This window comes from Chryseobacterium potabilaquae (assembly GCF_902728265.1).
GTDB classification, from domain to species: Bacteria; Bacteroidota; Bacteroidia; order Flavobacteriales; family Weeksellaceae; genus Chryseobacterium; species Chryseobacterium potabilaquae.
Genome location: NZ_CACVBR010000006.1, coordinates 130,330 through 154,628 on the forward strand (window position 1 = coordinate 130,330; position 24,299 = coordinate 154,628).

14 protein-coding genes are annotated in these 24,299 nt (G+C 33.9%); 10 read left to right on the plus strand and 4 right to left on the minus strand.

Translation table 11 applies throughout. The features are described from left to right. Window positions 1–113: 113 nt before the first annotated feature. The 8 genes from CHRY9293_RS05580 to CHRY9293_RS05615 all read left to right on the plus strand — a co-directional run bounded on the left by CHRY9293_RS05580 (window position 114) and on the right by CHRY9293_RS05615 (window position 18,557). Window positions 114–1,646, plus strand: a complete 1,533-nt coding sequence (locus tag CHRY9293_RS05580) for a TlpA family protein disulfide reductase (RefSeq protein WP_162031976.1) — start codon at window positions 114–116, stop codon at window positions 1,644–1,646. 113 nt (window positions 1,647–1,759) lie between these two features. Continuing rightward, window positions 1,760–3,166, plus strand: a complete 1,407-nt coding sequence (gene rlmD / locus CHRY9293_RS05585) for a 23S rRNA (uracil(1939)-C(5))-methyltransferase RlmD (RefSeq protein ID WP_162031978.1) — start codon at window positions 1,760–1,762, stop codon at window positions 3,164–3,166. A gap of 29 nt (window positions 3,167–3,195) precedes the next feature. Then, window positions 3,196–3,672 (plus strand): hypothetical protein, encoded by a 477-nt coding sequence (locus CHRY9293_RS05590; RefSeq protein ID WP_162031980.1) that lies wholly within the window; start codon window positions 3,196–3,198, stop codon window positions 3,670–3,672. Further along, window positions 3,638–4,297, plus strand: coding sequence for a DUF6048 family protein (locus tag CHRY9293_RS05595; RefSeq protein WP_162031982.1), 660 nt, complete (start codon window positions 3,638–3,640; stop codon window positions 4,295–4,297). The genes CHRY9293_RS05590 and CHRY9293_RS05595 overlap by 35 nt, the downstream gene beginning before the upstream one ends. Window positions 4,298–4,554: 257 nt before the next feature. Then, window positions 4,555–7,527, plus strand: a complete 2,973-nt coding sequence (locus tag CHRY9293_RS05600) for a reprolysin-like metallopeptidase (RefSeq protein WP_162031984.1) — start codon at window positions 4,555–4,557, stop codon at window positions 7,525–7,527. Between the two features lie 275 nt (window positions 7,528–7,802). Next, complete coding sequence (locus CHRY9293_RS05605) at window positions 7,803–10,694, plus strand: reprolysin-like metallopeptidase (protein WP_162031986.1); 2,892 nt, start codon at window positions 7,803–7,805, stop codon at window positions 10,692–10,694. 283 nt (window positions 10,695–10,977) lie between these two features. After that, window positions 10,978–13,875, plus strand: a complete 2,898-nt coding sequence (locus tag CHRY9293_RS05610; protein ID WP_162031988.1) for a reprolysin-like metallopeptidase — start codon at window positions 10,978–10,980, stop codon at window positions 13,873–13,875. Window positions 13,876–14,042: 167 nt separating this feature from the next. Then, on the plus strand, window positions 14,043–18,557 hold the full coding sequence (locus CHRY9293_RS05615; RefSeq protein ID WP_162031989.1) for a GEVED domain-containing protein: 4,515 nt from the start codon (window positions 14,043–14,045) through the stop codon (window positions 18,555–18,557). Window positions 18,558–18,649: 92 nt separating this feature from the next. Here CHRY9293_RS05615 and coaE read toward each other — a convergent pair whose 3' ends face one another. The 4 genes from coaE to ruvB are packed head-to-tail and all read right to left on the minus strand — an operon-like array spanning window position 18,650 to window position 21,824. Continuing rightward, window positions 18,650–19,285 carry a dephospho-CoA kinase gene (gene coaE, locus CHRY9293_RS05620; RefSeq protein WP_162031991.1) on the minus strand — a complete coding sequence of 212 codons (636 nt, stop codon included), beginning with the start codon at window positions 19,283–19,285 and terminating at the stop codon, window positions 18,650–18,652. A gap of 9 nt (window positions 19,286–19,294) precedes the next feature. Continuing rightward, window positions 19,295–20,161, minus strand: a complete 867-nt coding sequence (locus tag CHRY9293_RS05625) for an MBL fold metallo-hydrolase (protein ID WP_122548513.1) — start codon at window positions 20,159–20,161, stop codon at window positions 19,295–19,297. A 24-nt stretch (window positions 20,162–20,185) separates the two neighbouring features. Further along, on the minus strand, window positions 20,186–20,797 hold the full coding sequence (locus CHRY9293_RS05630) for an FMN-binding negative transcriptional regulator (protein WP_162031992.1): 612 nt from the start codon (window positions 20,795–20,797) through the stop codon (window positions 20,186–20,188). A 4-nt stretch (window positions 20,798–20,801) separates the two neighbouring features. Continuing rightward, window positions 20,802–21,824, minus strand: a complete 1,023-nt coding sequence (ruvB, locus tag CHRY9293_RS05635) for a Holliday junction branch migration DNA helicase RuvB (protein WP_122637508.1) — start codon at window positions 21,822–21,824, stop codon at window positions 20,802–20,804. Between the two features lie 174 nt (window positions 21,825–21,998). On the opposite strand from ruvB, the gene hutI reads away from it, so the two are divergent. Both hutI and hutG read left to right on the plus strand, forming a co-directional pair. Further along, the gene (hutI, locus tag CHRY9293_RS05640) at window positions 21,999–23,231 is read left to right on the plus strand and encodes an imidazolonepropionase (protein WP_162031994.1); all 1,233 of its coding nucleotides are present in this window, start codon (window positions 21,999–22,001) and stop codon (window positions 23,229–23,231) included. 124 nt (window positions 23,232–23,355) lie between these two features. Beyond that, entirely contained in the window at window positions 23,356–24,279 is a 924-nt protein-coding gene (hutG, locus tag CHRY9293_RS05645) for a formimidoylglutamase (protein ID WP_162031996.1), read from the plus strand. Window positions 24,280–24,299 lie beyond the last annotated feature (20 nt).

The following is a 24,299-nucleotide window of genomic DNA, read 5'->3' on the forward strand; positions in this document are numbered from 1 at the left end:
ATCGTCTTCCTAGTGGAATGGCGATTTTTTTAGTTAAATCTTTCTTAAAAATTTTATTTCACTGTTTAAAGTTTATTGAAAAACTTATTTTTGCGTAATTATTAAAAATCAAAATGAAAAAATATCTTTTATTGTTTATCATCGCAATTTTTGTGATGTCTTGCTCTAAAAAAGTAGAAGTAAAAGGAAAAATCACCGGAGGGTCTCCATTAGAAAGAATTGAGTTTATTGAAGCTTCAGGTGTTGCTACTTTACCACTTACAAATATCGGATTAAAAAATGACGGAACATTTACCGGAAGTTTTGAAGCTCCTAAGAATGGAATGTATGTAATCTCTTATGGTGGAAAGCAAAATTTAATTTATTTAAAAGGAGGTCAGAAGCTTGAAATTTCAGGTAATGGATCAACTTTTCCTACAGAGTATATAATTACTGGGGATGCTAAGAAAAATAATGATTTTTTCTCTGCAACTCAAAAGTATCTTACAAACTATGCTCAAACGTTTAATATGAACGAGCTTATTATGAAGGATGAAAAAACCTTTATTAAAGGAATTCAGAAATTAGAAGCAGATATTAATAAAAATATTGATGAAAACGTAAAGAAATTTAATCCGGATAATGAAATTGTTACTTGGAAAAAGAATGATTTATCAGGAACGTTACTTACTATTATGAATCAATATGAATTGAGTCATAAACAAATGGGGAATCCATCCTTTAAAGTAACGAAGGCTTTCACGGATTATGAAAATAAACTTCAAACGAATAAAGATGTCATGTTGAAAGAAAATCCTTTCTATAGACAATATCTTTTAGCAAAAATGAGCTCTGATTTTCAAAAATATGCTGAGACTAATAGCAAAGGAAGAACAGATGTTGTTACTTCAGAATTATTTAATCAATATTTGAAAGGGAAGAAAGACATTTCACAAGTGACTAAAGATTATCTTTTAGCGTTTGTAATGGCTCAATCGGATATTCATCCTGGAACTCCTGCAAAAACAATTGATAAGATCACAAAAATCATTAATGATGATATTAAAGATGCTACGATTAAAGAAGATTTAAAGAAGATTTTATTTGCTATCACTGGATTTAAGATCGGAGAAATGGCTCCGGAAGCAAGCCTAATTAAACAGGATGGTAAATCTTATAAGCTTTCTGAAAATAAGGGTAAACCTTATATGATCTCTTTTTATGCTTCTTGGAATCCTTATATTGGAGAAGCGACCGTTCCGGTTTTAAAAGAAGTAGTTAATTTTTATAAATCAAAAATGAACTTTGTTTTTGTCAATGTAGATGATACAAAAGATCAGTTTATAAAAACTAGCAATTCTTTATTGAAAGGAATTAATGGAACAAATGTATATGGAGAAGGAGGATTAACTTCTGATATTGCCAAAAAATATGGTGTTTACGGGTTTAAACTACCTTGTTTTATTGTAGTGGATAAAGACGGTAAAGTAGCGAGTAAGCCTTTCTTTAATTTAGGTGATCCGGAGTTGGTTACTGTATTGGATAAACAAACAGGGCTTTCAGCTCCAAAAGTGGATCCAAGAGTTCAATTACAACCGGGTTTAGGAGGTGAACCTTCTGTTCAGCAGGCTCCAAATCCTCAACCTCAACCTGAGAAAGTGAAATAGTAAACTTTTCGAGATATAAAAACCTTGTCCTTAGGATAAGGTTTTTTTTATTGTATTTTTGCAGAGTAAAACTATAGAGTTTTATTCAATTACATATAAAATAGAATTATTGAATGAAAAAGAAAAAAAATCTCATTCTAGAAAATATCAAACTCATAAATGCAGGAGCTAAAGGTGTTGCAATTGGAAGGACTGAGGAAGGAAAAACGGTAATGGTTTCAGGAGCAATTCCTGGAGATGTTGTGAATGTGCGGGTGAAAAAAGCTAAATCAAAATATTATGAAGGAGAAGCAATAGATGTTTTGGAAAAATCACCTTATAGAGTAGATCCAAAATGTATTCATTTTGGAGTTTGTGGAGGGTGTAAATGGCAAAATATGAGTTATGAAAAGCAGTTGGATTTTAAGCAGGAAGAGGTTTATAATAATATTAAAAGAATCGGAGGAATTGAAAATTTTGAAACAGTTCCCATCTTAGGTTCTGCCGAACAATATTTTTACAGAAATAAAATGGAGTTTTCTTTTTCTAATGCTCGTTGGCTTACTCAATACGAGATTAGCTCTGAAGAAAATTTTGGTAATAAAGATGCTCTAGGTTTCCATATTCCCGGAATGTGGAGTAAGATTCTTGATCTTAAAGAATGTTTTCTTCAGGAAGATCCTTCCAACTTAATAAGACTAGCAGTAAAGGAATATGCTGTTAAAAATGGACTGGATTTTTTTGATGTTAGAAATCATGAAGGTTTCTTAAGAACTCTTATGATGAGACAGAATTCAAAAGGGGAATGGATGGTTCTCTTTCAATTATACAGAGAAGAAAAAGAAAATAGAGAAAAGCTTTTTGAATTTTTATTACAAAAATTTCCTCAAATAAGAACTTTAGTCTATGCTATCAATTCAAAACCAAACGATTCTATTTACGATTTAGATATTAATATTTATTTTGGAGGTGGATTTTTAATGGAAGAAATGGATGGATTAAAGTTTAAAATAGGTCCAAAATCATTTTTTCAAACTAATTATAAGCAAGCTTTAGAGTTATATAGAAAGACGCTCGAGTTTGCAGAATTGAAAGGAGATGAAGTTGTATATGATTTGTATACAGGAACGGGGACAATAGCACAATATGTTGCCAGAAATGCAAAGCAGGTAATTGGTATTGAATCTGTTCAAGAAGCTATCGATGCAGCAGTAGAGCATGCCGAATTGAACGGTCTTACTAATACAAAATTTTATTGTGGAGATATGAAAGATATTTTCAATGATAATTTCCTTGCTAACCATCCAAAAGCAGATGTTTTAATCACAGATCCACCAAGAGATGGAATGCATCAAAAGGTTGTTGAGCAAATTTTAAAACTTTCTCCTGAAAGAGTTGTGTATGTAAGTTGTAATTCTGCAACGCAAGCGAGAGACATTGCATTAATGAAAGAACATTACACGGTCGTGAAAATTTTACCCGTAGACATGTTTCCTCAAACTCATCATGTGGAGAATATAGCTCTATTAATTAAAAAATAAATTATTTAAATTTGAATCAATTTATTCCTATGAAATATTTTAAAGTACTGATATTAGGTATTCTCTTAAGCATGCTTTTTTCATGTGGAGGAGACAATGATATTTGTGAAAGTGGAGAAGGTACACCACGAATGAAAATTGCTTTTAAAAATGCAACGACAGAGAAAGCTATTATATTGGACACTCTTTATATATCTGTTGATTATGGCTCGGGAAAGGTAGATTTGGGAAAAACGATAAATACAGAATCAAGATTAATTCCTTTGCGGGTAGATAATTCCTCCTATACTGATGTGTTTATTAAGAGAAGGTTTAATGGGAATGAATCTAAAGTCAGAATAAATTATACAACTACATCAACCTATGTTTCTCCGGGATGTGGAATAAAGAAAGGATATGAAAATTTAAATTCAGAATTGTTAACCTCTGATCCGGTTGAAAAATTAGAATCTGGACAAAACTTTATAGAAAATGAAGACAAAACCAATCTTTTCCTTCTTTTTTAGTTTAATCACTATTGTGATGTTTTCACAAAAAAAGGAAGATGTGAAAAAAGAAAAATTTACTTATAAGCCTAACTTTATGGTTGGTTTTGATGCACTCAATTTTGGGGCATCTTTTTTTTCCGATAGAAAATTATACCAAGGTTTTATATCATCAAGATTGAAAGAAAACTTACATTTGGTGATTGATGCAGGTTTTGAAAGTAATATATACCAAAAAAATGGTTATGATGCCAAGGTAAATGGTCCTTTTATTAAGCTTGGAGCTTTTTATATGCTGGCTAAGGATGCTGAAAATGAGTTTAATGGATTCTATGCTGGAGGAAAAGCGGCAGGCTCATTTTATACTCAAGAATATATGGCCATTCCTGTTAGAGGGTTTGGGGGAAGTAATTCTTCGGTTTCGTTTCCTTCTTCACCACAGTCTTCATATTGGATAGAAGGTAGTTTAGGGGGGAGAGTACAATTATTTGAATCTAATTTTTATATAGATGTGAATCTTCAACCCAAATATTTATTGTATACAACAAAGCAAGATGATATTCAGCCGATGATTGTACCGGGCTTTGGAAGAAGCTCTTCAAAATTTAGTATGGGCTTTGCTTGGAGCTTAGCATATAAATTTTAGTTGCTATTTTTTCTAAAAAATGAAATATTAAAATAGTAATAGAAGGATAATATTCTTTCTAATTAAATATAAAAACTATATAATTAATAGACTTTAATTAAATAAAAAACCTGGATTTTTCTAGGTTTTTTTATTTTTATTTTAATAGATGTTATCATTGTTAACAAGAGTGTTAAAATAAATTGATAATTATTTAATAATATATTATGCTAATTGATTATATTTGGCGGATTATTATAATTGATATTTCTTAATTTATGAAAAAAATACTTACTACTTTAATGCTGGTTTCAGTTGGTGGAGCATTGTTTGGGCAATGGACACCTACCTCTGCTAGATCACATCAAAAACAAAAGTCGGTAGATATTACTGACCTTTCTAATATTAAAAAAGAATATTATAAACTAGACTTAAATGTATTAAAGTCTCAATTAAGGAGTGCACATGAAATGGGTGCGGATGCTAAGCCTGTTATTATTTCTATTCCTACTTTAAACGGGAAAATTGAAAGATTTAATGTATACAGTTTTCCAGTTGTTGTAAAGGAATTAGCGGAACAATATGAACTAGGCTCCTATATAGGAACGGGGATTGATGATCCTACAAAAACTTTAAGATTTTCTATATCTCCTAAAGGATTTAATTCAATGATTTTTACAGAAGGAGGGTATGAATTTATCGATCCTCAAATCAATGATAATACAGTCTATGAAGTTCATCCAAAAACAAAAAATACAAGGGGGAAAAGTTTTGTTTGTAATACTGAAGAAGCCTCTTCAGGTATAAAAGACATCGAGACATTATTAGAAAACGGAAAGTCGTTTACCAATCAACCCAATGACTTTACATCAAAAATGTCTGACAAGAAATATAGAACCATGAGACTTGCTATGTCGGTGACTGGGGAATATACTGCTTTTCATGGAGGAACTGTGAATGGTGCTCTTGCTGCCATAAATACTACTTTAACAAGAGTAAATGGTGTATTTGAAAAAGATTTTGCACTACATTTAAATTTACAAAATTTTCCCGGAATAATCTATATAGACCCAAATGCTGATCCGTACTCTGATGCTGATGATATGGATAATTGGAATGTAGAGCTTCAACAGACGCTAACCGCAAATGTAACTAACGGTAATTACGATATCGGACATTTGTTTGGAGCTTCCGGAGGAGGAGGGAATGCAGGGTGTATAGGTTGTGTATGTATTAATCCCGCGACGAATACATCCACTCAAAAAGGATCAGGATATACCTCTCCTGCGAACGGGATTCCACAAGGAGATAGTTTCGATATTGATTATGTGGCTCATGAAATGGGGCATCAGCTAGGAGCTAATCATACATTTTCTCACGGTTTAGAAAATACATCGGTAAATGTAGAACCAGGCTCGGGCTCCACTATTATGGGGTATGCAGGTATTACAGGTTCAAATACGGATGTTCAACCCCATTCAGACGCCTATTTTCATAATGTAAGTATTAAGCAAGTTCAAGCTAATTTGAATATTAAAACTTGTGATGTAGAAACGACAATGGTAAATAACCCTCCTCTTATTAACGTTTTACCTACCTATAATATTCCAAAAGGAACGGCGTTTGTTCTCACGGCATCAGCTACTGATGCTGAAGGAGATCCTATGACTTACTCATGGGAAGAGGTAGACAATGCAGGTATACCAATCAATAAGACTAATTTAGGGACTACAAGTACAGGTGCTACGTTTAGATCTATGATGCCAACTTCAAGTCCTACCCGATATTTTCCTAAATTATCATCAGTATTAGATGGTGTTTTAGATAATGCTAATAATGGATGGGAATCGGTGTCTAAAGTAGCCAGAACAACGAAATTTGCTGTAACTGTAAGGGATAATAATCCTAATGTAGCCCAGCAAGAAACTCAATATGCTGAGCAAACTATTGTTGTAGGGAATGATGGTCCATTTCGAATAAATACTAATCTTCAATACGTTTATTCTAATCAGGCTACTCCTATTGAATGGGATGTTGCTAATACAACAGCGTTTCCTTATAGTGTATCTAATGTTAAAATAGATTATACATCCGATAATGGAGCTACTTGGGTTGTTCTTTCTTCGTCAACACCTAATGATGGATCGGAATCATTTACTTTTCCTACTTCTTTAAATAATCAAATCATTAAATTAAGGATTTCGTCTATAGGGAATGTTTTTTATGCGGCTAAATCAGTAGCAGTAGCAAATTATGTAACTTGTACTAGTGGAGGGGCTGCATCTGCTGTATTGGTTAATAATATAACAACTTTTACGGCTAATGTTACTTGGGCGCCTGTTTCAGGGACGGCTTCTTATATTATTAGATATAAGAAAACATCCGAAACAACTTGGCAACAAACTACTTCTGCCACTAATAGTGTAGCTTTATCAAATCTTGAAGATGCAACGGCTTATGAAGTACAGGTTGCGGCGGTATGTTCAGGGACTCCGGGAGGTTATTCTACTTCATCTAATTTTACAACAGTAGGATTAACATATTGTGCAGCGACTTCTACTTCTGCTAATCCTGCATATGAATATATTTCCAATGTGACGCTGGCAAACGTAAATAATAATTCTGGGCAAACGAATTATGGGAATTATACTACCAATTCTACGCTTCAGATTAATATGATTAAAGGAACCTCTTATCCGCTTTCTGTTACAGTAGGTAATCCAGACTATGATGCTGTAATTGGTTATATAGACTTTAATAGAAACGGAACATTTGAATCTTCCGAAAAAGTGTTAGATTTTCCTGTAGATTTACCTACTGGTCCTATTACATCAACAGTAACAGTTCCTTCAACGGCTGTGGAAAATAAACCTTTAAGAATGAGAATTATCTTAGTCTATGGAGGACCGAATGCTATTGGTGTTTCACCTACGGGAACTTGTGGAAGTTTAACATATGGTGAAATTGAGGATTATAATGTGGTTGTTGCTTCAACTCTATCCACGTCTGAACCAACTACTAAAAATTCAGGTATTCAGATATATCCGAATCCGGTATCTGATATTTTAAATGTTACCAAAGTATCAGATAAAGCAACGTATAGAATATATAATGCTGCTGGTCAGTTGGTAATCCATGGTGCGGTTATAAATGGACAGATTAATGTTTCCGGATTAATAAAAGGAGGATATGTGATTACTATTGAAGACTATGAAAAAGATGTATTCAATTCTAAATTTATCAAAAAATAATATTTAGCTTCATAAAGTAAAAATCCTCAGGTAAATCCTGGGGATTTTTGTTTTGTAAGAATGAAAAGAGTAGAAAAATGGAATGACTTGATTTCAAGAGTATTTTTAAATCTAAATAATGTGAATAAAATTCTTTATCATGCTTTTTATTTATTATTAATTTTAACGTAATAGTAGGATATGTTTGCTTTATTGTTTGATATATTGTGATTATATCACTTTTTTTTGATTTTTTAATATACGCTAAGTATTTTTAAGCACTTAAAAAAACTTGTATGAAGAAAATCATTACTATTTTATTGTCCGGCCTAATGGTTGGCAATTTGTTTTCACAATGGACTCCGGTTACATTGGAAAAAAAGTTTGAAAAAACTTCTTTAATAAGGCATCATTATAAATTAGACCTTCAAGGTATTAGAGAAAAGCTTTCTAGAGCAGAAGAGCCAGGATCAAATGCTAAAGCTGTAGAAATTTCTTTACCTACAGAGGGGAAAATCGAAAGATTTGCAGTATACAGTTTTCCTGTAGTTGTAAAAGAACTTTCTGAGCAGTACCAATTAGGCTCTTATGTAGGAGTAGGAATTGATGATCCCACTAAGTATCTTAGATTTTCTGTTTCTCCGATTGATTTTCAATCAATGGTTATTAAGAATGGTATCTATGAGTTTATTGATCCTCAAAATAACGATAAGACAATATACGGAATACATTCTAAAACAAAACCGACAGGAGGAAAAAGTTTTATTTGTAATACAAAGGAAGGAAATGCAGCAATTCAACAAATAGATGATATGCTTAAGCATGGAAAGTCTTTTATAAATCAGACAAATGATTTTGCAAAAATGTCTGATAAGAAATATAGAACAATGAGGCTAGCCATATCAACTACAGGTGAATATACAACATTTCATGGAGGAACTATTGCTGGGGCACTATCTGCAATTAATGCTACTATGACAAGGGTAAACGGGGTTTTTGAAAAAGATTTTGCGTTACATTTGAATGTGCAAAATTTTCCTAATATCATATATACCAACTCAGCTAATGATCCTTATACTAATAATTTAAATATTCAGCTGCAACAAACACTTACAGCAAATGTAGGAGAGGGCAATTATGATATGGGACATCTCTTCAATGCAGCTGGAAATAATGGAAACGCGGGTTGTATTGGATGTGTTTGTATAGATCCCACTTCTGCAGAACCTCGAGGTAAAGGAGCGGCATTTACTCAAAGTGTGAGCCCGGTTGGAGATGATTTTGATATTGATTTTGTAGCTCATGAAATGGGACATCAATTAGGTGCTAACCATACATTTTCTTTCGGTTTAGAAGGAGCGGGTGTGGGGGTTGAGCCAGGATCCGGATCGACAATTATGGGATATGCTGGTATTACTGGCCCTAATACTGATGTTCAACCCCATTCTGATCCCTATTTTCATTTAGTAAGTATTGGACAAGTTCAAGCCAATTTAATAGATAAGACTTGTGATGTAGAAACGTCAATAGCAAATAATCCACCTGTAATTGCTCCTTTAGCAACATATAATATTCCTAAAGGAACCGCATTTGTATTAACAGCTTCTGCCACGCATGAAGGGAATGCTCCTCTGACCTATACTTGGGAACAAGTGGATGATGCAAATGTAACAATAAACAAGAATAATTTAGGAAATACATCTACAGGAGCGACATTTAGGTCTGCTGCACCCACAGCTAGCCCTATCAGATATTTCCCTAAATTATCTTCCGTAATGAATGGTGTACTTGATAATTCTAATAATACTTGGGAGTCTGTTTCTAAGGTAGCAAGAACTACCAAGTTTGGAGTGACTGTGAGAGACAATAATCCGGATCCGGCACAACAACAAGCTCAATCTGCAGAACAAACTATTATTGTAGGTAATGATGGACCATTTCAAATAAACACTCATTATGGTGCGTCTAACGGAACTTCTCTTATTGAATGGGATGTTGCTAATACAAATACAGCTCCATATAATGTTGCTAATGTTAAAATTGATTACACTATTGATGAAGGTGCAAATTGGGTCACGTTGGCGGCTTCTACGAGTAATGATGGAGTAGAGGAATTTATTTTTCCCGCATCATTGGATGGACAAACTATAAAATTAAGAGTTTCATCTATAGATAATATATTTTATGCTGTTAAGCCAATAGGAATAGTTTCTTATATGTCGTGTGATGGTACTGCGCCAACAGGGATAGCAACAAATAATATTACTTCAAATAGTGCTAATATAAGCTGGGTTCCTATTGCAGGAGCTAATTCATATGTTGTTAGATACAAAAAGGTATCAGATATAATTTGGCAAGAGGTAACTTCTACGACGAGCTATCTTACCTTATCTAATCTTATGGATAACACTCTGTATGAAGCTCAAGTTGGTGCTGTATGTTCAAATACTACGGGATCATTTTCTAATTCTATCAACTTTACCACTAAGGTACTTACTTATTGTATATTGACTTCAGGTACAGCTGTGGATGAATATATATCAAATGTGACAATTGCTAATCTAAATAATACTTCAGGGCCAGGTACATATACTAACTATGGCACTGATCCCCTAAAGTTAGTCAACCTTACTCAAGGGTCTTCTTATGCCATTTCAGTTTCTAAAGGATGGTCAGGTACTCCTTTTGAGGATGGTGTAGCCGCATGGATTGACTTTAATAGAAATGGGATTTTTGAATCAAATGAACAGGTTTTAAGCTCTAGCCCTAATAAAATAACTCCAGTATCTGCGACATTTACAGTGCCTTCATCATCGGTTGTAAATCAAGAGTTAAAAATGAGAGTGGCATTAGGTTATAATATAGTACCAGATGCTTGTGACTCTTTTCAATATGGGGAAGTAGAAGATTATAATGTGATTATTTCCTCAGTTTTGGGAACAGGGGAAGTAAAGGATTCTAAAATAGCGATTTCTTTATATCCAAATCCGGTATCAGATATTCTAAATGTTACTAATGTTTCTAATAAAGCGAACTATAAAATTTATGGAGCGACAGGGCAGTTGGTGAATCAAGGAAATGTTATGAATAAACAGATTAATGTTTCAGGATTAATAAAAGGAGGGTATGTCATAGAAATTGAAGAAAAAGGTAAAGATTCATTCAAATCTAAATTTATAAAAAAGTAAAAAAAATACTATTGCAAAATAGGAGCCTCGGAATGTCTTATTCCGAGGTTTTTATTTTTTTTGTTGTATAGGTTATAAATAGTAGTAAGAAAGTATTAATAATTAATTATCAGATTTTTATATCTAATATCAGTGAATAAAATCCTAGTATTTATTTTATTTGTTTTCAATTTTATTGTAGAATTTCAAATTTTATCATTTTTTAGTGAAAAATTCATATTGAATTCTTTTTGTTTGATTTTTAGTGAGTGTATAGGTATTTTTAGTCTCTTAAAAAACTTATATGAAAAGAATTATTACTATTTTAATATGTAGTTTGGTCGGGAATAATGTATTCTCACAATGGACTTCTACTACATATAAACAAAAATCTACTAATTCAGAAAATTATTATAAACTGAATCTTAACTTGATTAGAGAACAGCTTAAAAACGCAGAAGAAACTGGATATAATGCTAAGTCTGTTGAAATTTCCTTACCCACTTTGAATGGTGAAATTGAAAACTTCAAAGTATATAGTTTTCCCGTAATGGTAAAATCACTTGCAGAGCGCTATCAGTTAGGTTCTTATGGTGGAGTGGGAATTAAGGATCCTTCAAAATATGTAAGGTTTTCTGTTTCTCCCAAGGAGTTAAAATCAATGATGATTCATAATGGTATTTATGAATTTATTGACTATCAAAATGAAGGAGATGTGTATAAGGTCCATTCTACTATGAAAATAGCAGAAGGAGAAAGCTTTACATGTCATATAAAAGAGAATGTATTAATGGTCAAAGAGCTGAAAAGCCTTCAAGAGAAAGGAAGCCGTTTTAATAATCAATTTGCTGATTTTTCAAGAGCTTCAGATAAAAAGTTTCGTACGATGAGGTTAGTTTTATCCGTAACTGGTGAATATGCTCAATATTTTGGAGGAACAGTTGCGGGAGCTCTTACTGAGATTAATGCCACAATGACAAGAGTAAATGGAATATTTGAAAAAGATTTGGCTTTACATTTAAATGTACAAGATTTTCCGGAACTAATCTATACGAATCCTTCTACTGACCCTTATTCGGATATGATTTTTGGAGTAGGGGGAGCATGGAATACAGAACTGCAAAATACTTTAACAAACAGTATTGGAAATGCTAATTATGATATTGGGCATTTATTCAGTCTTGGAATTAATGGAGATGCAGGGTGTGTTGGGTGTGTGTGTGTTGATCCTACTGCCAACGAGCCTAAAGCTAAAGGTTCTGCATTTTCTTCATCTCCTGCTCCGGATGGAGATCTCTTTGCGATAAAACTTGTCACCCATGAAATGGGGCATCAATTGGGAGCAACGCATACTTTTTCTAATGCTTTATATGGAGGTGAAGAAGCTGCCGTTGAACCTAGCTCAGGTTCAACTATTATGGCTTATGCGGGAACTCCGCCAGCTGTTCAATCGAATCCGGATACCTATTTTCATTATGTTAATATTAAACAGATTCAAACCAATTTAAGTAGTAAAGATTGTATTACCGAAACCGTGATTGCAAATAATCCTCCAGTAATTGAACCTCTTATAAATTATACTATACCTAAGGGGACTGCTTTTGCTCTTGCCGCCTCTGTTACTGACCCGGAAGGAGATGCTATGACTTATACATGGGAACAAATGGATAATGCTGAATTACCTGTCATAGAAGTTACAGGAAATAATATAACGGGAGCATTATTTAGATCTTTACCCCCCAAACCTTCTCCTGTTAGGTATTTTCCTAAATTATCATCTGTTTTAAATGGTAATTTAACAATTCCTCTTGACTGGGAAACCGTTTCAAATGTTGCAAGGTCTATGAAGTTTGCTCTTACCGTTAGGGATAATCATCCTATTGCTAATCAGCAACAGACTCAATCTGCAGAACAGTCTATCACAGTGGGAAATGATGGCCCTTTTATAATAAACACGATACAAGCTAATCCTAATAGTCTTTCGTTAGTAGAATGGGATGTGGTGAATACCAATACTGTACCTTATAATGTTTCTCATGTAAAAATAGATTATACAACGGATAATGGTTCTACTTGGAATGTGCTTTTAGCTTCTACTCCTAATGATGGATCAGAAAATGTATCATTTCCAATGTCTATAAATAATCAAACTATTAAACTTAGAATTTCAGCAATAGAAAATGTGTTTTATGCCATACAGAAAGTCGTTGTAACGAATGGAATTTGTGAAAACACACCTCCTGCGAATATAACAGTAAGTGATTTAGGTCCATCTTCAGTACTTCTGAATTGGGATCCTATTTCCAATGCGACCTATGAAATTAAATATAAAAAGTCTTCAGATACTTCTTGGGTATCTACAATTTCCGCAGTTAATTCATTAAATTTAAACGATTTGGAAAGGAATGTGCAATATGATGTGCAAATAGCAACAGTCTGTGCAGGAACAGCGGGGACTTTTTCAAATACTTTTAATTTTACGACTCTAGCCTATTGTGAAGCATCTTCTTTGGATGATTCTAATGATTATATTTCTAATGTAAGTCTAGCTAACATAAATAATTTTTCTTCTGCTAGTACGTATACTAATTATACTACCAATTCATCATTGAAAATAGATTTGTTGAAAAACGAATCTTATACATTATCTATCATGAAGGGAGGGGCTAGTATACCTCCGCATCCTGTTACAATTATTTCTTTCATAGACTTTGATAATGATGGGCAGTTTGGTAATACACCAGAAGAATTAATTATGTTTGTATCAAATAATGATACTTCAAATCCTGTGATGTCCAATTTTATTGTGCCGATGAGTGCCCTTATGAATCATGAATTGAGAATGAGAGTTATATTGTCTTATGATAGTTCTGGATTTCCACCTTTTCCATGTGGAACATTTAATGTGGGAGAAGTAGAGGACTATAGTGTCATGATTACTGATGTTTTATCTACAAATGATGTTCTAGATTCAAACAATAGCATCAAATTATATCCAAATCCGGTTGTAGATATTTTGTATATATCTAAAGTGTCTGATAAAACGGCTTATAAAATTTATAGCTCAATAGGACAGTTAATCATGAAGGGGAATGTTATGAGTAATCAGATTAATGTTTCTGAATTGATAAAAGGTGAATATATAATTACTATTGAAGAAAAAGGGAAAGACGTATTCAAGTCTAAATTTATCAAAAAATAATACATAATTTACTACAAATAGAAAAATCCTCAGGTTAACTGGGGATTTTTCATTTTGAAAAATATAATTTAATTATTGTGAAATTTCCGTAAAAAAAATATATAAACATATAACTTGGTAATGAAAAATGATTAGATTTGTACAATTAATATAATAATGAGAAAAATATGAAGAAACTCTTTACTTCTTTACTTCTTCTCCTGATTGCTTACATAACTCATATTTCGGCGCAGACGTGTAACCCTGCGCCAGTACCTTTTTCAGAGTCTTTTAGCTCAGGGGCAGTTCCAACATGTTGGGTGAATCAAAACCCTAATTCTAGCTCTACATCCGCAAATGTGAAGTGGAAGTTTGCTGGCTCTGCTGATTATGGCGCAACCGGAAATGGTGGTAAGCCTGCAGGGACTTTTGCATGGGTAGATGCGAGTACTCCGTATGATAATATAAATACAGTAGAGCTCCTCACTCCACAGATCAACCTAACCGGACTTACAGTTCCGTATGTGAAATTTGAATGGTTTAAAAATCATTTGACTTCATTAACAGGAACACTACCTAATTATGATAATAATAAATTAAAGGTAGAAGTTAATAGTGGTTCAGGATGGGTCCAAATTTTTTCTGATGATACCAATAGTTCTGAATGGAGATCTGTAGGAATTCCATTAGCAGCAAGCTATATTGGGGCTACTGTACAACTAAAATTTACAGTAAATAAAGACGCATCAGGAAATGGATATTTTTATGATGATGTACTTTTAGATGAGGTTCAGGTGGTTGAAGCGCCTACTTGTTTTGTGCCTTCAGGATTAGTTTCAAATGTAACTCCTAATACGGCAACGTTGAGTTGGACAGCTCCTACTCAAGCACCCGCGAATGGATATGAATATTATATAAATACAACGAATACTGCTCCTACTTCTGGAACTTTGGGTACGCCTGTTACAGGTATTTCAGTGCCAGTAACGGTTTCATCGGCAAATACTTACTACTGGTGGGTAAGATCGGTTTGTTCATCTACAGATAAGAGCGCATGGGCACCTGGTGCTGCGTTTACTTCGGGACAAATTGGATCGGGAACAGGAACGGGAAGGCTTCCTGTATATAGTTATTTTGGATATAATTACTCTCAACAAATTTATACAGCGTCCGAGGTACTAGGGGCGGTTGGGGCAAGTCATTATATTACATCGATTAAATTTTATGTAGCGACTCCACAAACGCCTTTGGCTAATTATGACCAATGGGTTATTTATATGGGGCATACCAATCAAAATAATTTTGCGAATAACACGAGCTGGATACCAATTGGTTCTTTATCGCAAGTGTTTTCTGGAACGTTATCTTCTGCACCAGCTAATACATGGGTAGAGATTCCTTTATCTTCACCTTTTCTTTGGAATGGAACGGATAATATCGTAATTGCAGTTGATGAAAATTCTCCAGGATACACGGGCTCACCTGGTACAACTTGGGGAACATATAATGCTGGAAGTAATAAAGGTATTCTTTATTATAATGATAGTACAAATCCTAGTCCTGCAAGTCCTCCAACAGCTTCGGAGAGATATTCAGATATTCCGAGAGTACAGTTAGTGGGAGTGGATCTACAGCCATGTACCACTGCAGCTCCTGCAAATATTACTGTAAGTAACGTAACTCCTTCAACTGCTTTTTTATCTTGGACTCCATCAGTGGGTGCTTCATATACTTTACAATATAGAACATTGCCAAGTGGGACTTGGGTTCCAGTAAATATTACCGGCTCACTAGTAAATAGTTATACGCTACAAGGTTTAGCAGAACAGACACAATATGAAGTGCAAATATCTACAATTTGTGGAGGGGCGTCAGGGCCATTCTCTTCAAGTGTAAATTTTACGACGCCTGCTATTTCTTATTGTACATCTGCTCCTACAACTACTTTTAATTATGAGTATATATCCAATGTAACGGTTACACCTACAGGTTTTTCACCAATGGTAAGTAATTCTACACCTCCACCACCATACTATTCAGACTATACGGCGGATACTTCTAGAATTATTACATTGATTAAAGGAACAAGTAATAATCAAATTTCCGTGACTAAAGTATGGCCAGGCATTGTATATGATTCTGGTACAAGAGCTTGGATTGATTTTAATAGAAATGGTACTTTTGAAGCAAGTGAGATGATTCTTGATTCTCCTTCAAATGGTACGTCAGTGGTAGGAAATAATAACTTTACAGTTCCAGCCAACGCTTATTCCGGTAATTTACCTGTAAGAATGAGGGTTATATTGAGAGAAAGTGGATCTCCGGATCCTTGTGGAAGTTTTACATATGGTGAAGTAGAAGATTATTCGGTAAGATTAATCGATTTACAGCCTTGTACTACGGCTGCACCTACGAATGTTACAGCAACTAACCTTACGGCTTCAACAGCTTATATCTCGTGGATGCCTACTTCAGGGGCTGTTTATAGAATTAGATGGAGAAAACAGAATACGACAGCTTGGTTACCACAGCCTCAAGGATATTTACAATTAGCTTCAGGGGCTACCAGTTATACAATTACAGGCTTAGAAGAGCAAGCTGCATATGAAGTACAATTGTTAACAGAGTGTAATGGGACTTTAGGAAGTTTTGGTACATCCACAATATTTACTACTCCTCCAATTTCTTATTGTAATATGACTGGTACTGGCACGAATGACCATATTTCAAATGTAAAGGTTAATTCTGCTAATCCAGGTGTTAATCCGATGAGTAATACATCGGTTCAAAATAACTATACAAGCTATGCGACTCCAGCTACCTTAATTACTTTAGATATTGGATCTACAGGAAACCAAATTTCTGTTTCTAAAGGTTGGACTGGTTCTACATATAGTGATGCAGTAAGTGCATGGATTGACTTTAACAGAAATGGAACATTTGAGGCTTCAGAACAAATTTTAGCTTCTCCCACAAGTACGGCTACTCCAGTAACCAATCTTTTTGATGTTCCTTCAACAGCATATAATGGTGTTAGAACGACAACAATGAGGGTTGTATTGAAGCGAAATAGTGCACCTACGATGTGTGAAGCATCTACAGCTAATGGAGAAGTTGAGGACTATGCCGTGAAGCTAAGACCTTGTAATACTACTGTGCCTGGGGCACCTACGGTTTCGGGAATTACTCATAATGCTGCATCCATTACCTGGACTTCGCCAGGAGATACAACTTATTTTGTGAGATATAGAAAGCAAGGTCCTCCGGCTGGAGCATGGGTAGAAACATATACATCTACACAGCTGGGCAATATTCCTCTTGCATTAACTGGTTTAGATCCTGCTACTATATATGAAGTACAGATTGCAACAGTGTGTGGTGCAACGGTAGGAACTTTCTCTCCTTTAACGGTATTTACTACCAAATGTGATCCTACACCACCGAATGTTACTATAACTGGTGTGACATCTACTTCAGCCGTAGTTACTTGGTCTCCACTTGCAGTAAGTGCAAACTATGTATTACGATATAGAATAGTAGGCAGTGGAGCCGCAGGATGGAATAATCCATTAATTAGCTTACCGGCTGCTCCTACTAATACTTATACACTACAAAATTTAACTCCATATACTTCTTATGAGGTACAAATTGCAAATAAATGTAATGGTTCTGATACAATTAATCCATGGTCAAACCCTAAAATATTTATTACAGAGAGAACTTGCGAGCTACCTCCTCCGGGATTAACAATTACAAATCTTACTCCTACAACTGCAGAGATAGAATGGGATGCATTTCCCGGAGCAACCTATATATTAAGTTATAGAAAAGTGGGGATCCCAAGTTGGACTAATGTTCCTACCGCAGTAAACACTGTAACCCTTACAGGACTAACAGAGTTGACGAAATATGAAATGCAAGTTGTAAATGTATGTAGCGGTACACCTGGTAATTATACACCTCCATACTTCTTTACAACTCCTACAGTAAGGTATTGTCAAATGGCTTCCGGAAGTTCCGCTGGAGAATTTATTTCAAAAGTTACTGTTAAGCCGAATGGTAAGCCTGTAATGGAGAATACTTCGGGAGCATCTACTTATACAGATTATACTGGGGTAAATAGTAAGTTTATACAATTGATCCAAGGCTCTACAGGTAATGAAATTACTATTGAAAAATCATGGGTTGGATCACAAAATAACGAAGGAATTGCTGTATGGATTGACTTTGATAGAAGTGGTACTTTTGATTACAACGAAAGAATTCTTGTCTCTTCTCCCAATACAAACACTCCTATTACAGGGACGTTTAATGTGCCAGCAGATGCTTTCGTCAGCTTAACGGATTACAAATATGTGGTTATGAGGGTGGCAATGCAAAGAGATGGAATACCAGTAAATTGTACGAATTTTCAAAATGGAGAAGTTGAAGATTATACAGTCAGAATCTCTAAGCAAGTTGTTCCTAATCCTACGAACCAAACAGATATTCTGATTTACCCTAACCCGGTAAAATCAACACTGAATGTGAAGAATGTTAGTAAGCGTGTTAATTATAAAATTTATAATGCAACTGGACAGGTAATTTCGAGTGGAATAATCCTTAACAACAGTATTGATGTAAAACAATTAATAAATGGTGTGTATGTGATAGACATTGAAGATAATGGTGTATCAGTACAAAGGAAATTTATTAAAGAATAATACAGTATGCCTAAATAAAAAATAAGCTCTCAGAAATGAGGGCTTATTTTTTATTATGATGAGGTAGTTGTAATAATTGGAGCTATTTTTTACTATTCAATATTGAAGATTACTCGTTCTGTGCTTTCTTTTAAATCCTCGATATTTGTATTATTATAGATGATACAATCAGCTAATTTTACTTTATCTTTTTCAGGCATTTGTTTTTCCATAATTGTTTGGACTTCACGATATGTTTTATCATCTCTATCCATAACTCTTTTAATTCTGATATTATCTTCAGCAGTAACTAAAAGAGATTTGTAACAATCTTTATTAAGCTTTAATTCAAATAATAAAGCAGTTTCTTTAAAAACTAAATATTTGGTTTGTTTTTTTATCCATTCTTCAAAATCGATCCGAACAGCAGGATGTATAATCTCATTTAATTTTTGAAGTAAATTTTGATTATTAAAAACTTTTTCAGCTACAAATTTTCTGTTATAAAGCCCATTTTCATCATAGGCTTGGTCTCCCAGAAGATCTTTGATTTTTATCTTGACATCTTCATTATCATTGACAATTGTTTTTGCTCTATCGTCCGAATAATACACTGGAAATCCAAATTCTTCGATAAAACGGGCAACTGTAGTTTTTCCCGAACCAATTCCTCCGGTTAGCCCAATGATTTTTGGGACTGGTGCTGGATCTGGTTCTGGGTTTTGTGTATTTGAATTTAATTTTTCCATAACTAAAAATTAGTATCCAAACACCTCATTAAAAGTATAGGTTTCATCAAGTCGTACTCCTTTTTCTGTCATTTTAAGACTAGCTAATTCATGATGTGCATCATGTTCAAAGAATAGTAGATATTCGTTGTCAACACATTGTTTTAAAAATTTTCCTTTTTCTTCAATTGTTAAGAGAGGTCTCGTATCATATCCCATTACATAAACTGGGTTGATATGTCCCGCCGTAGGAATTAAATCTGCTGCAAAAACAACAGTTCTATCTTGGTATTGAAGAACGGGTAGCATTTGTTTTTCAGTATGACCGTCTACAAAAATAACATCCATTTTTAAATCTGGTGCAAACCCATAATTTCCTGTTTTAGGAAGAGGTAAAAAATTAAGCTGACCACTTTCTTGTAGGGGAATAATATTTTCCTTTAGAAAACTAGCTTTTTCTCGTGAATTGGGTTCAGTTGCCCATTGCCAATGGTTTTCGTTGGTCCAATACTGAGCATTTTTAAAAGAAGGTCTATACCCTGTTTTGTTATCATTCCATTCAATAGCGCCGCCACAATGATCAAAATGAAGGTGGGTAAGGAAAACATCTGTAATGTCTTCTTTTATAAAACCATATTTTTTTAAATTTTTATCTAAACTATCATCTCCCCAAAGAGCATAATGTCCAAAAAATTTTTCATCCTGTTTGTTACCAAGACCACAATCAACAAGGATCAGTTTTTTACCATCTTCAATAAGAAGGGATCGGGTACCTAGTTCTATTAAGTTTTTTTCGTCTGCTGGGTTTGTTTTTTCCCAGAGACTCTTTGGGACGACTCCAAACATAGCGCCGCCGTCGAGTTTAAATTTTCCACATTGTATTGGATATAGTTTCATATAATATTAAAGTTTATAATGTTTTTATTTTTTTAATAGTTTCATTTTTTCAGCAATTCTTTTTTCATTTTCATTCCCTTTCTCAAGATTCGAAATAATATTTAGATAATCATTTTCTTTTCTATTTTGAGATAACTTTTGCTTGATGAAAATCTCAGAAGGGGCAATTTTTAAGCCATACACTCCTTTCATCTCTTTTTCTACAAATTCTTTGCCCATATTATGCACCATGACAGGGCATTGTTGGACGTTTTCATATTTATAAGTAAGCTTTTCAAGATGTTGATAGAGTTCCTCATGATTCATCACTTCAATTGTACCATAGATTTGTACTGCTTCATAATTCCATGTAGAAACATTGATATGATCATACCAACTACTGGAAATGTAGGCATGAGAACCTAGGAAGTCACAAAGAACTTCATCTCCGTTTTTCAAGGTTTTTGCTTGTGGATTAGCTTTGGAAATGTGGGTTTCAAGATAAATATTTTCAGGGTTCTCCTCATTAAGCATAATCATACAATGAGTAGCCCTAATTTTATTGATAGAGGAAATTAATAAAGCGAATGTATTTTCTCTGATTATTTCTTTCATCAGGTCAAGATCTTCGCTTTTATATAATTTAGGAGTAAACATAAATTTAGAATAATTCCCCGGGATTTTTTGGTTTTGAAATATTTAAATGTTGGTATGCTTTTTCTGTAACTTCTCTTCCTCTAGGAGTTCTAATGATAAATCCTTCTTGAATCAAAAAGGGCTCATAAACTTCTTCTAAGGTTTCCGGATTTTCACCAATGGATGTGGCGAGTGCAGATATTCCTACCGGCTTTCCTTTAAAGTTCTCAATCATAACACGCATAATTTTATTATCCATTTCATCTAAACCATACTCGTCAACATTAAGAGAGTTAAGGCCATATTTTGTAATATTGATTTCAATTTCTCCATTACCTTTTATTTCAGCAAAGTCCCGAACTCTTCTTAGCAAAGCATTTGCTATTCTGGGGGTGCCTCTGCTTCTTCTCGCTATTTCAATCGCTGCGTCTTCATAAATTTTTATGCCCAATACTCTCGCACTTCTTTGGATAATAATGGATAAAAGTTCAATAGAATAATATTCCAATCTACTTTGAATTCCAAATCGGGCTAGCATAGGTTTGGTCAACATACCACTTCTTGTTGTTGCTCCGACAAGAGTGAAAGGATTTAAGCCAATTTGAACACTTCGTGCATTGGGACCGGTTTCTAGCATAATATCGATTTTATAATCCTCCATTGCAGAATAGAGATATTCTTCTACAACGGGTGATAGTCGATGAATTTCATCAATAAAAAGGACATCATTTTCTTCAAGATTAGTGAGCAAACCGGCTAAACTTCCTGGTTTATCTAAAACAGGGCCTGAAGTTACCTTACAATTTACACCAAGTTCGTTGGCGATAATATTAGCTAGAGTTGTTTTACCTAGACCCGGAGGGCCATGCAATAGCACATGATCTAAAGCTCCCCCTCGTTTTTTTGCTGCAGTTACAAAAACTTCAAGGTTTTCCAAAGTTTTTCTTTGTCCTGCAAAATCTTTGAAACTTTGAGGACGTATTTGTGCTTCCTGCAAAAGCTCTTCGCGGGAATAATTTTCTTTATCTGGATGTAAAAAATCAGGCATTAATTCAATTTCATTTACTTCAAAGATAGGAAATTTACATTAGGCTAGGAGGAGATAATAGGATAATATTTAATTGAGGATTTCTAAAAGAGTAAAAAAATTGAGATAAACAGATATTTTAAGTAATTTTGGAAGTGAAAATTTTAGTAATAATAGTCTTAGTAGTATTATATAATGAAACTTATAGGTCCGTTTAAGCAATTGGTGACTCTTGCCAACCTTCCATTAAGAGGAAAACTTTCTGATGAACAGCTGGAGGTTATTCTTGATGGTGGGATTTTAATTAAAGGTGGAAAAATTCAAAAAATTGGAAATTTCAATGAATTGAAATTAGAATACCAAAATCAAAATATAGAAATTGAAAATATAGATGGAGAACAAGTTGGATTTCCTGCTTTTGTAGATTCTCATACCCATATTTGTTTTGGAGGCAATCGAGCAAATGATTTTGCAATGCGCAATGCAGGAAAAACATATTTAGAGATTGCAGAAAGTGGTGGGGGAATCTGGAGTTCAGTTCAGCATACAAGAAGCGCTTCGGAAGAAGAACTTTTGACAACATTATTACAGAGAATTGATTTTTTAATATCTCTAGGAATTACAACAGTTGAAATAAAGAGTGGATATGGTTTAGATGTAGATAACGAACTTAAAATGCTTCGAATTATAAAAAAAGCCCAAGGACAAACAAGAGCTACCTTAGTACCTACTTCTCTTGCAGCTCATTTAAAGCCTAAAGATTTTAAGGGAGATAATCAAGACTATTTACACTATATTCTTACAGATATTTTACCTATAGTCAAGCAAGAAAATTTAGCGAGACGAGTTGATATTTTTATCGAAAAATCGGCATTTCAAATCGAAGAAAGTAAGCTTTTTTTATTGAAGACTAAAGATTTAGGCTTTGAAATTACGGTTCATGCAGACCAATTTACACCAGGGAGTTCACGTGTTGCAGTTGAAGTAGGTGCAAAATCCGCTGATCATTTGGAAGCGACTATAGATGAAGATATTGATTTTATTGCAACATCAAATACGGTAGCAACGGCTTTGCCAGGGGCTAGTTTAGGTTTGGGAGAAAAGTTTACTCCGGCAAGAAAATTATTAGATGCTGGGGCAATTGTAGCTATTGCTAGTGATTGGAATCCGGGCTCAGCACCGATGGGAAATTTAATAACGCAAGCTTCAATTTTAGCTACTTATGAAAAATTGACTACTGCTGAAGTTTTAGCCGGAATTACGTTTCGCTCGGCGTATGCTTTAGGTTTAGAGGATAGAGGAAAGCTAGAAGCAGGTTATAAGGCCGACTTTATTACCTTTAAAACAAATAATTTTCAGAATGTTTTATATCATCAGGGTAGTTTAAAAGCTGAAAATATTTATATTGACGGAAATAAAATAATGTAATCACAACTTTATCATACAGAAAATATATTATATGTATGAAAAACTACGGTTATGTTTAAGGAAAGTTACATTTCCTTTTAGAGATTATATTTTTGAAAGGAAAAACACTAAATTATTTTAAATAATGGACAACGATATTTGGCAAGGAAGATTAGATGGAGAAGAACTTCTTTTTCACAGGGTATTTCAAAGAGTTAAAAATGAAAACGATTATGATACTATTATAGATAATGATTTTGTTTTACATGGATTTGCTGTGGATGAAGGGGTCAGAAGGAATAAGGGAAGACAAGGTGCAAAGGATGCCCCCAACATTATTAGAAAAAATATGTCTAATTTTCCAGTAATTCTTCCATCTTTTTCGTTATTAGATTTCGGAAATGTTACATGTGATGATGGAAATTTAGAAGATAGTCAGAATCAGCTGGCTAAAAATGTTTCTAGGGTTTTATTGAAAGGAGGAAAGTCTCTTGTTTTAGGAGGTGGGCATGAAGTTACCTATGCACATTATCTTGGAGTAAGAACAGCATTTCCTGAACAAAAAATCGGGATTATTAATATTGATGCTCATTTTGATAACAGGCAACCTGAAAGTAATATTGGTGCAACTTCTGGGACAGGTTTTTGGCAAATTGCGCAAGAAGGAGATATAAATTCTTTACATATTGGAATTCAAAGGAACTCAAATACATTGAAATTATTTGATACTGCTCATCAAAACGGAATGAAATATATTTTAGCTGATGAATTATTTTTTGAAAATTTACCTTCAATATATCAGAGAATAGATGATCTACTAGATAATGTGGATATAGCTTATCTCACTATTTGTATGGATGTATTTAGCGCCTCTATAGCACCGGGAGTATCTGCTTCTGCTTATAATGGTATTTTTGCAGATGCAACTTTCATGCATTTTTATAAACATATTTTAAAAAATAAAAAATTACTAGCATTGGATGTGGCAGAAGTTAATCCTTTGTTCGATATTCAGGATAGAACAGCTAGATTAGCCGCTTGTCTTATGAATGAGTGGTTTATGATTTAATGTAAATAAAACTTTACATC

Coding starts and splice junctions, on each gene's coding strand:
- CHRY9293_RS05600 (WP_162031984.1), top strand. CDS start 4,555: ATGAAAAAAATACTTACTACTTTAATGCTGGTTTCAGTTGGTGGAGCA.
- coaE (WP_162031991.1), bottom strand. CDS start 19,285: ATGGAAAAATTAAATTCAAATACACAAAACCCAGAACCAGATCCAGCA.
- CHRY9293_RS05610 (WP_162031988.1), top strand. CDS start 10,978: ATGAAAAGAATTATTACTATTTTAATATGTAGTTTGGTCGGGAATAAT.
- CHRY9293_RS05625 (WP_122548513.1), bottom strand. CDS start 20,161: ATGAAACTATATCCAATACAATGTGGAAAATTTAAACTCGACGGCGGC.
- CHRY9293_RS05595 (WP_162031982.1), top strand. CDS start 3,638: ATGAAGACAAAACCAATCTTTTCCTTCTTTTTTAGTTTAATCACTATT.
- CHRY9293_RS05580 (WP_162031976.1), top strand. CDS start 114: ATGAAAAAATATCTTTTATTGTTTATCATCGCAATTTTTGTGATGTCT.
- hutI (WP_162031994.1), top strand. CDS start 21,999: ATGAAACTTATAGGTCCGTTTAAGCAATTGGTGACTCTTGCCAACCTT.
- CHRY9293_RS05630 (WP_162031992.1), bottom strand. CDS start 20,797: ATGTTTACTCCTAAATTATATAAAAGCGAAGATCTTGACCTGATGAAA.
- ruvB (WP_122637508.1), bottom strand. CDS start 21,824: ATGCCTGATTTTTTACATCCAGATAAAGAAAATTATTCCCGCGAAGAG.
- rlmD (WP_162031978.1), top strand. CDS start 1,760: ATGAAAAAGAAAAAAAATCTCATTCTAGAAAATATCAAACTCATAAAT.
- CHRY9293_RS05605 (WP_162031986.1), top strand. CDS start 7,803: ATGAAGAAAATCATTACTATTTTATTGTCCGGCCTAATGGTTGGCAAT.
- hutG (WP_162031996.1), top strand. CDS start 23,356: ATGGACAACGATATTTGGCAAGGAAGATTAGATGGAGAAGAACTTCTT.
- CHRY9293_RS05615 (WP_162031989.1), top strand. CDS start 14,043: ATGAAGAAACTCTTTACTTCTTTACTTCTTCTCCTGATTGCTTACATA.
- CHRY9293_RS05590 (WP_162031980.1), top strand. CDS start 3,196: ATGAAATATTTTAAAGTACTGATATTAGGTATTCTCTTAAGCATGCTT.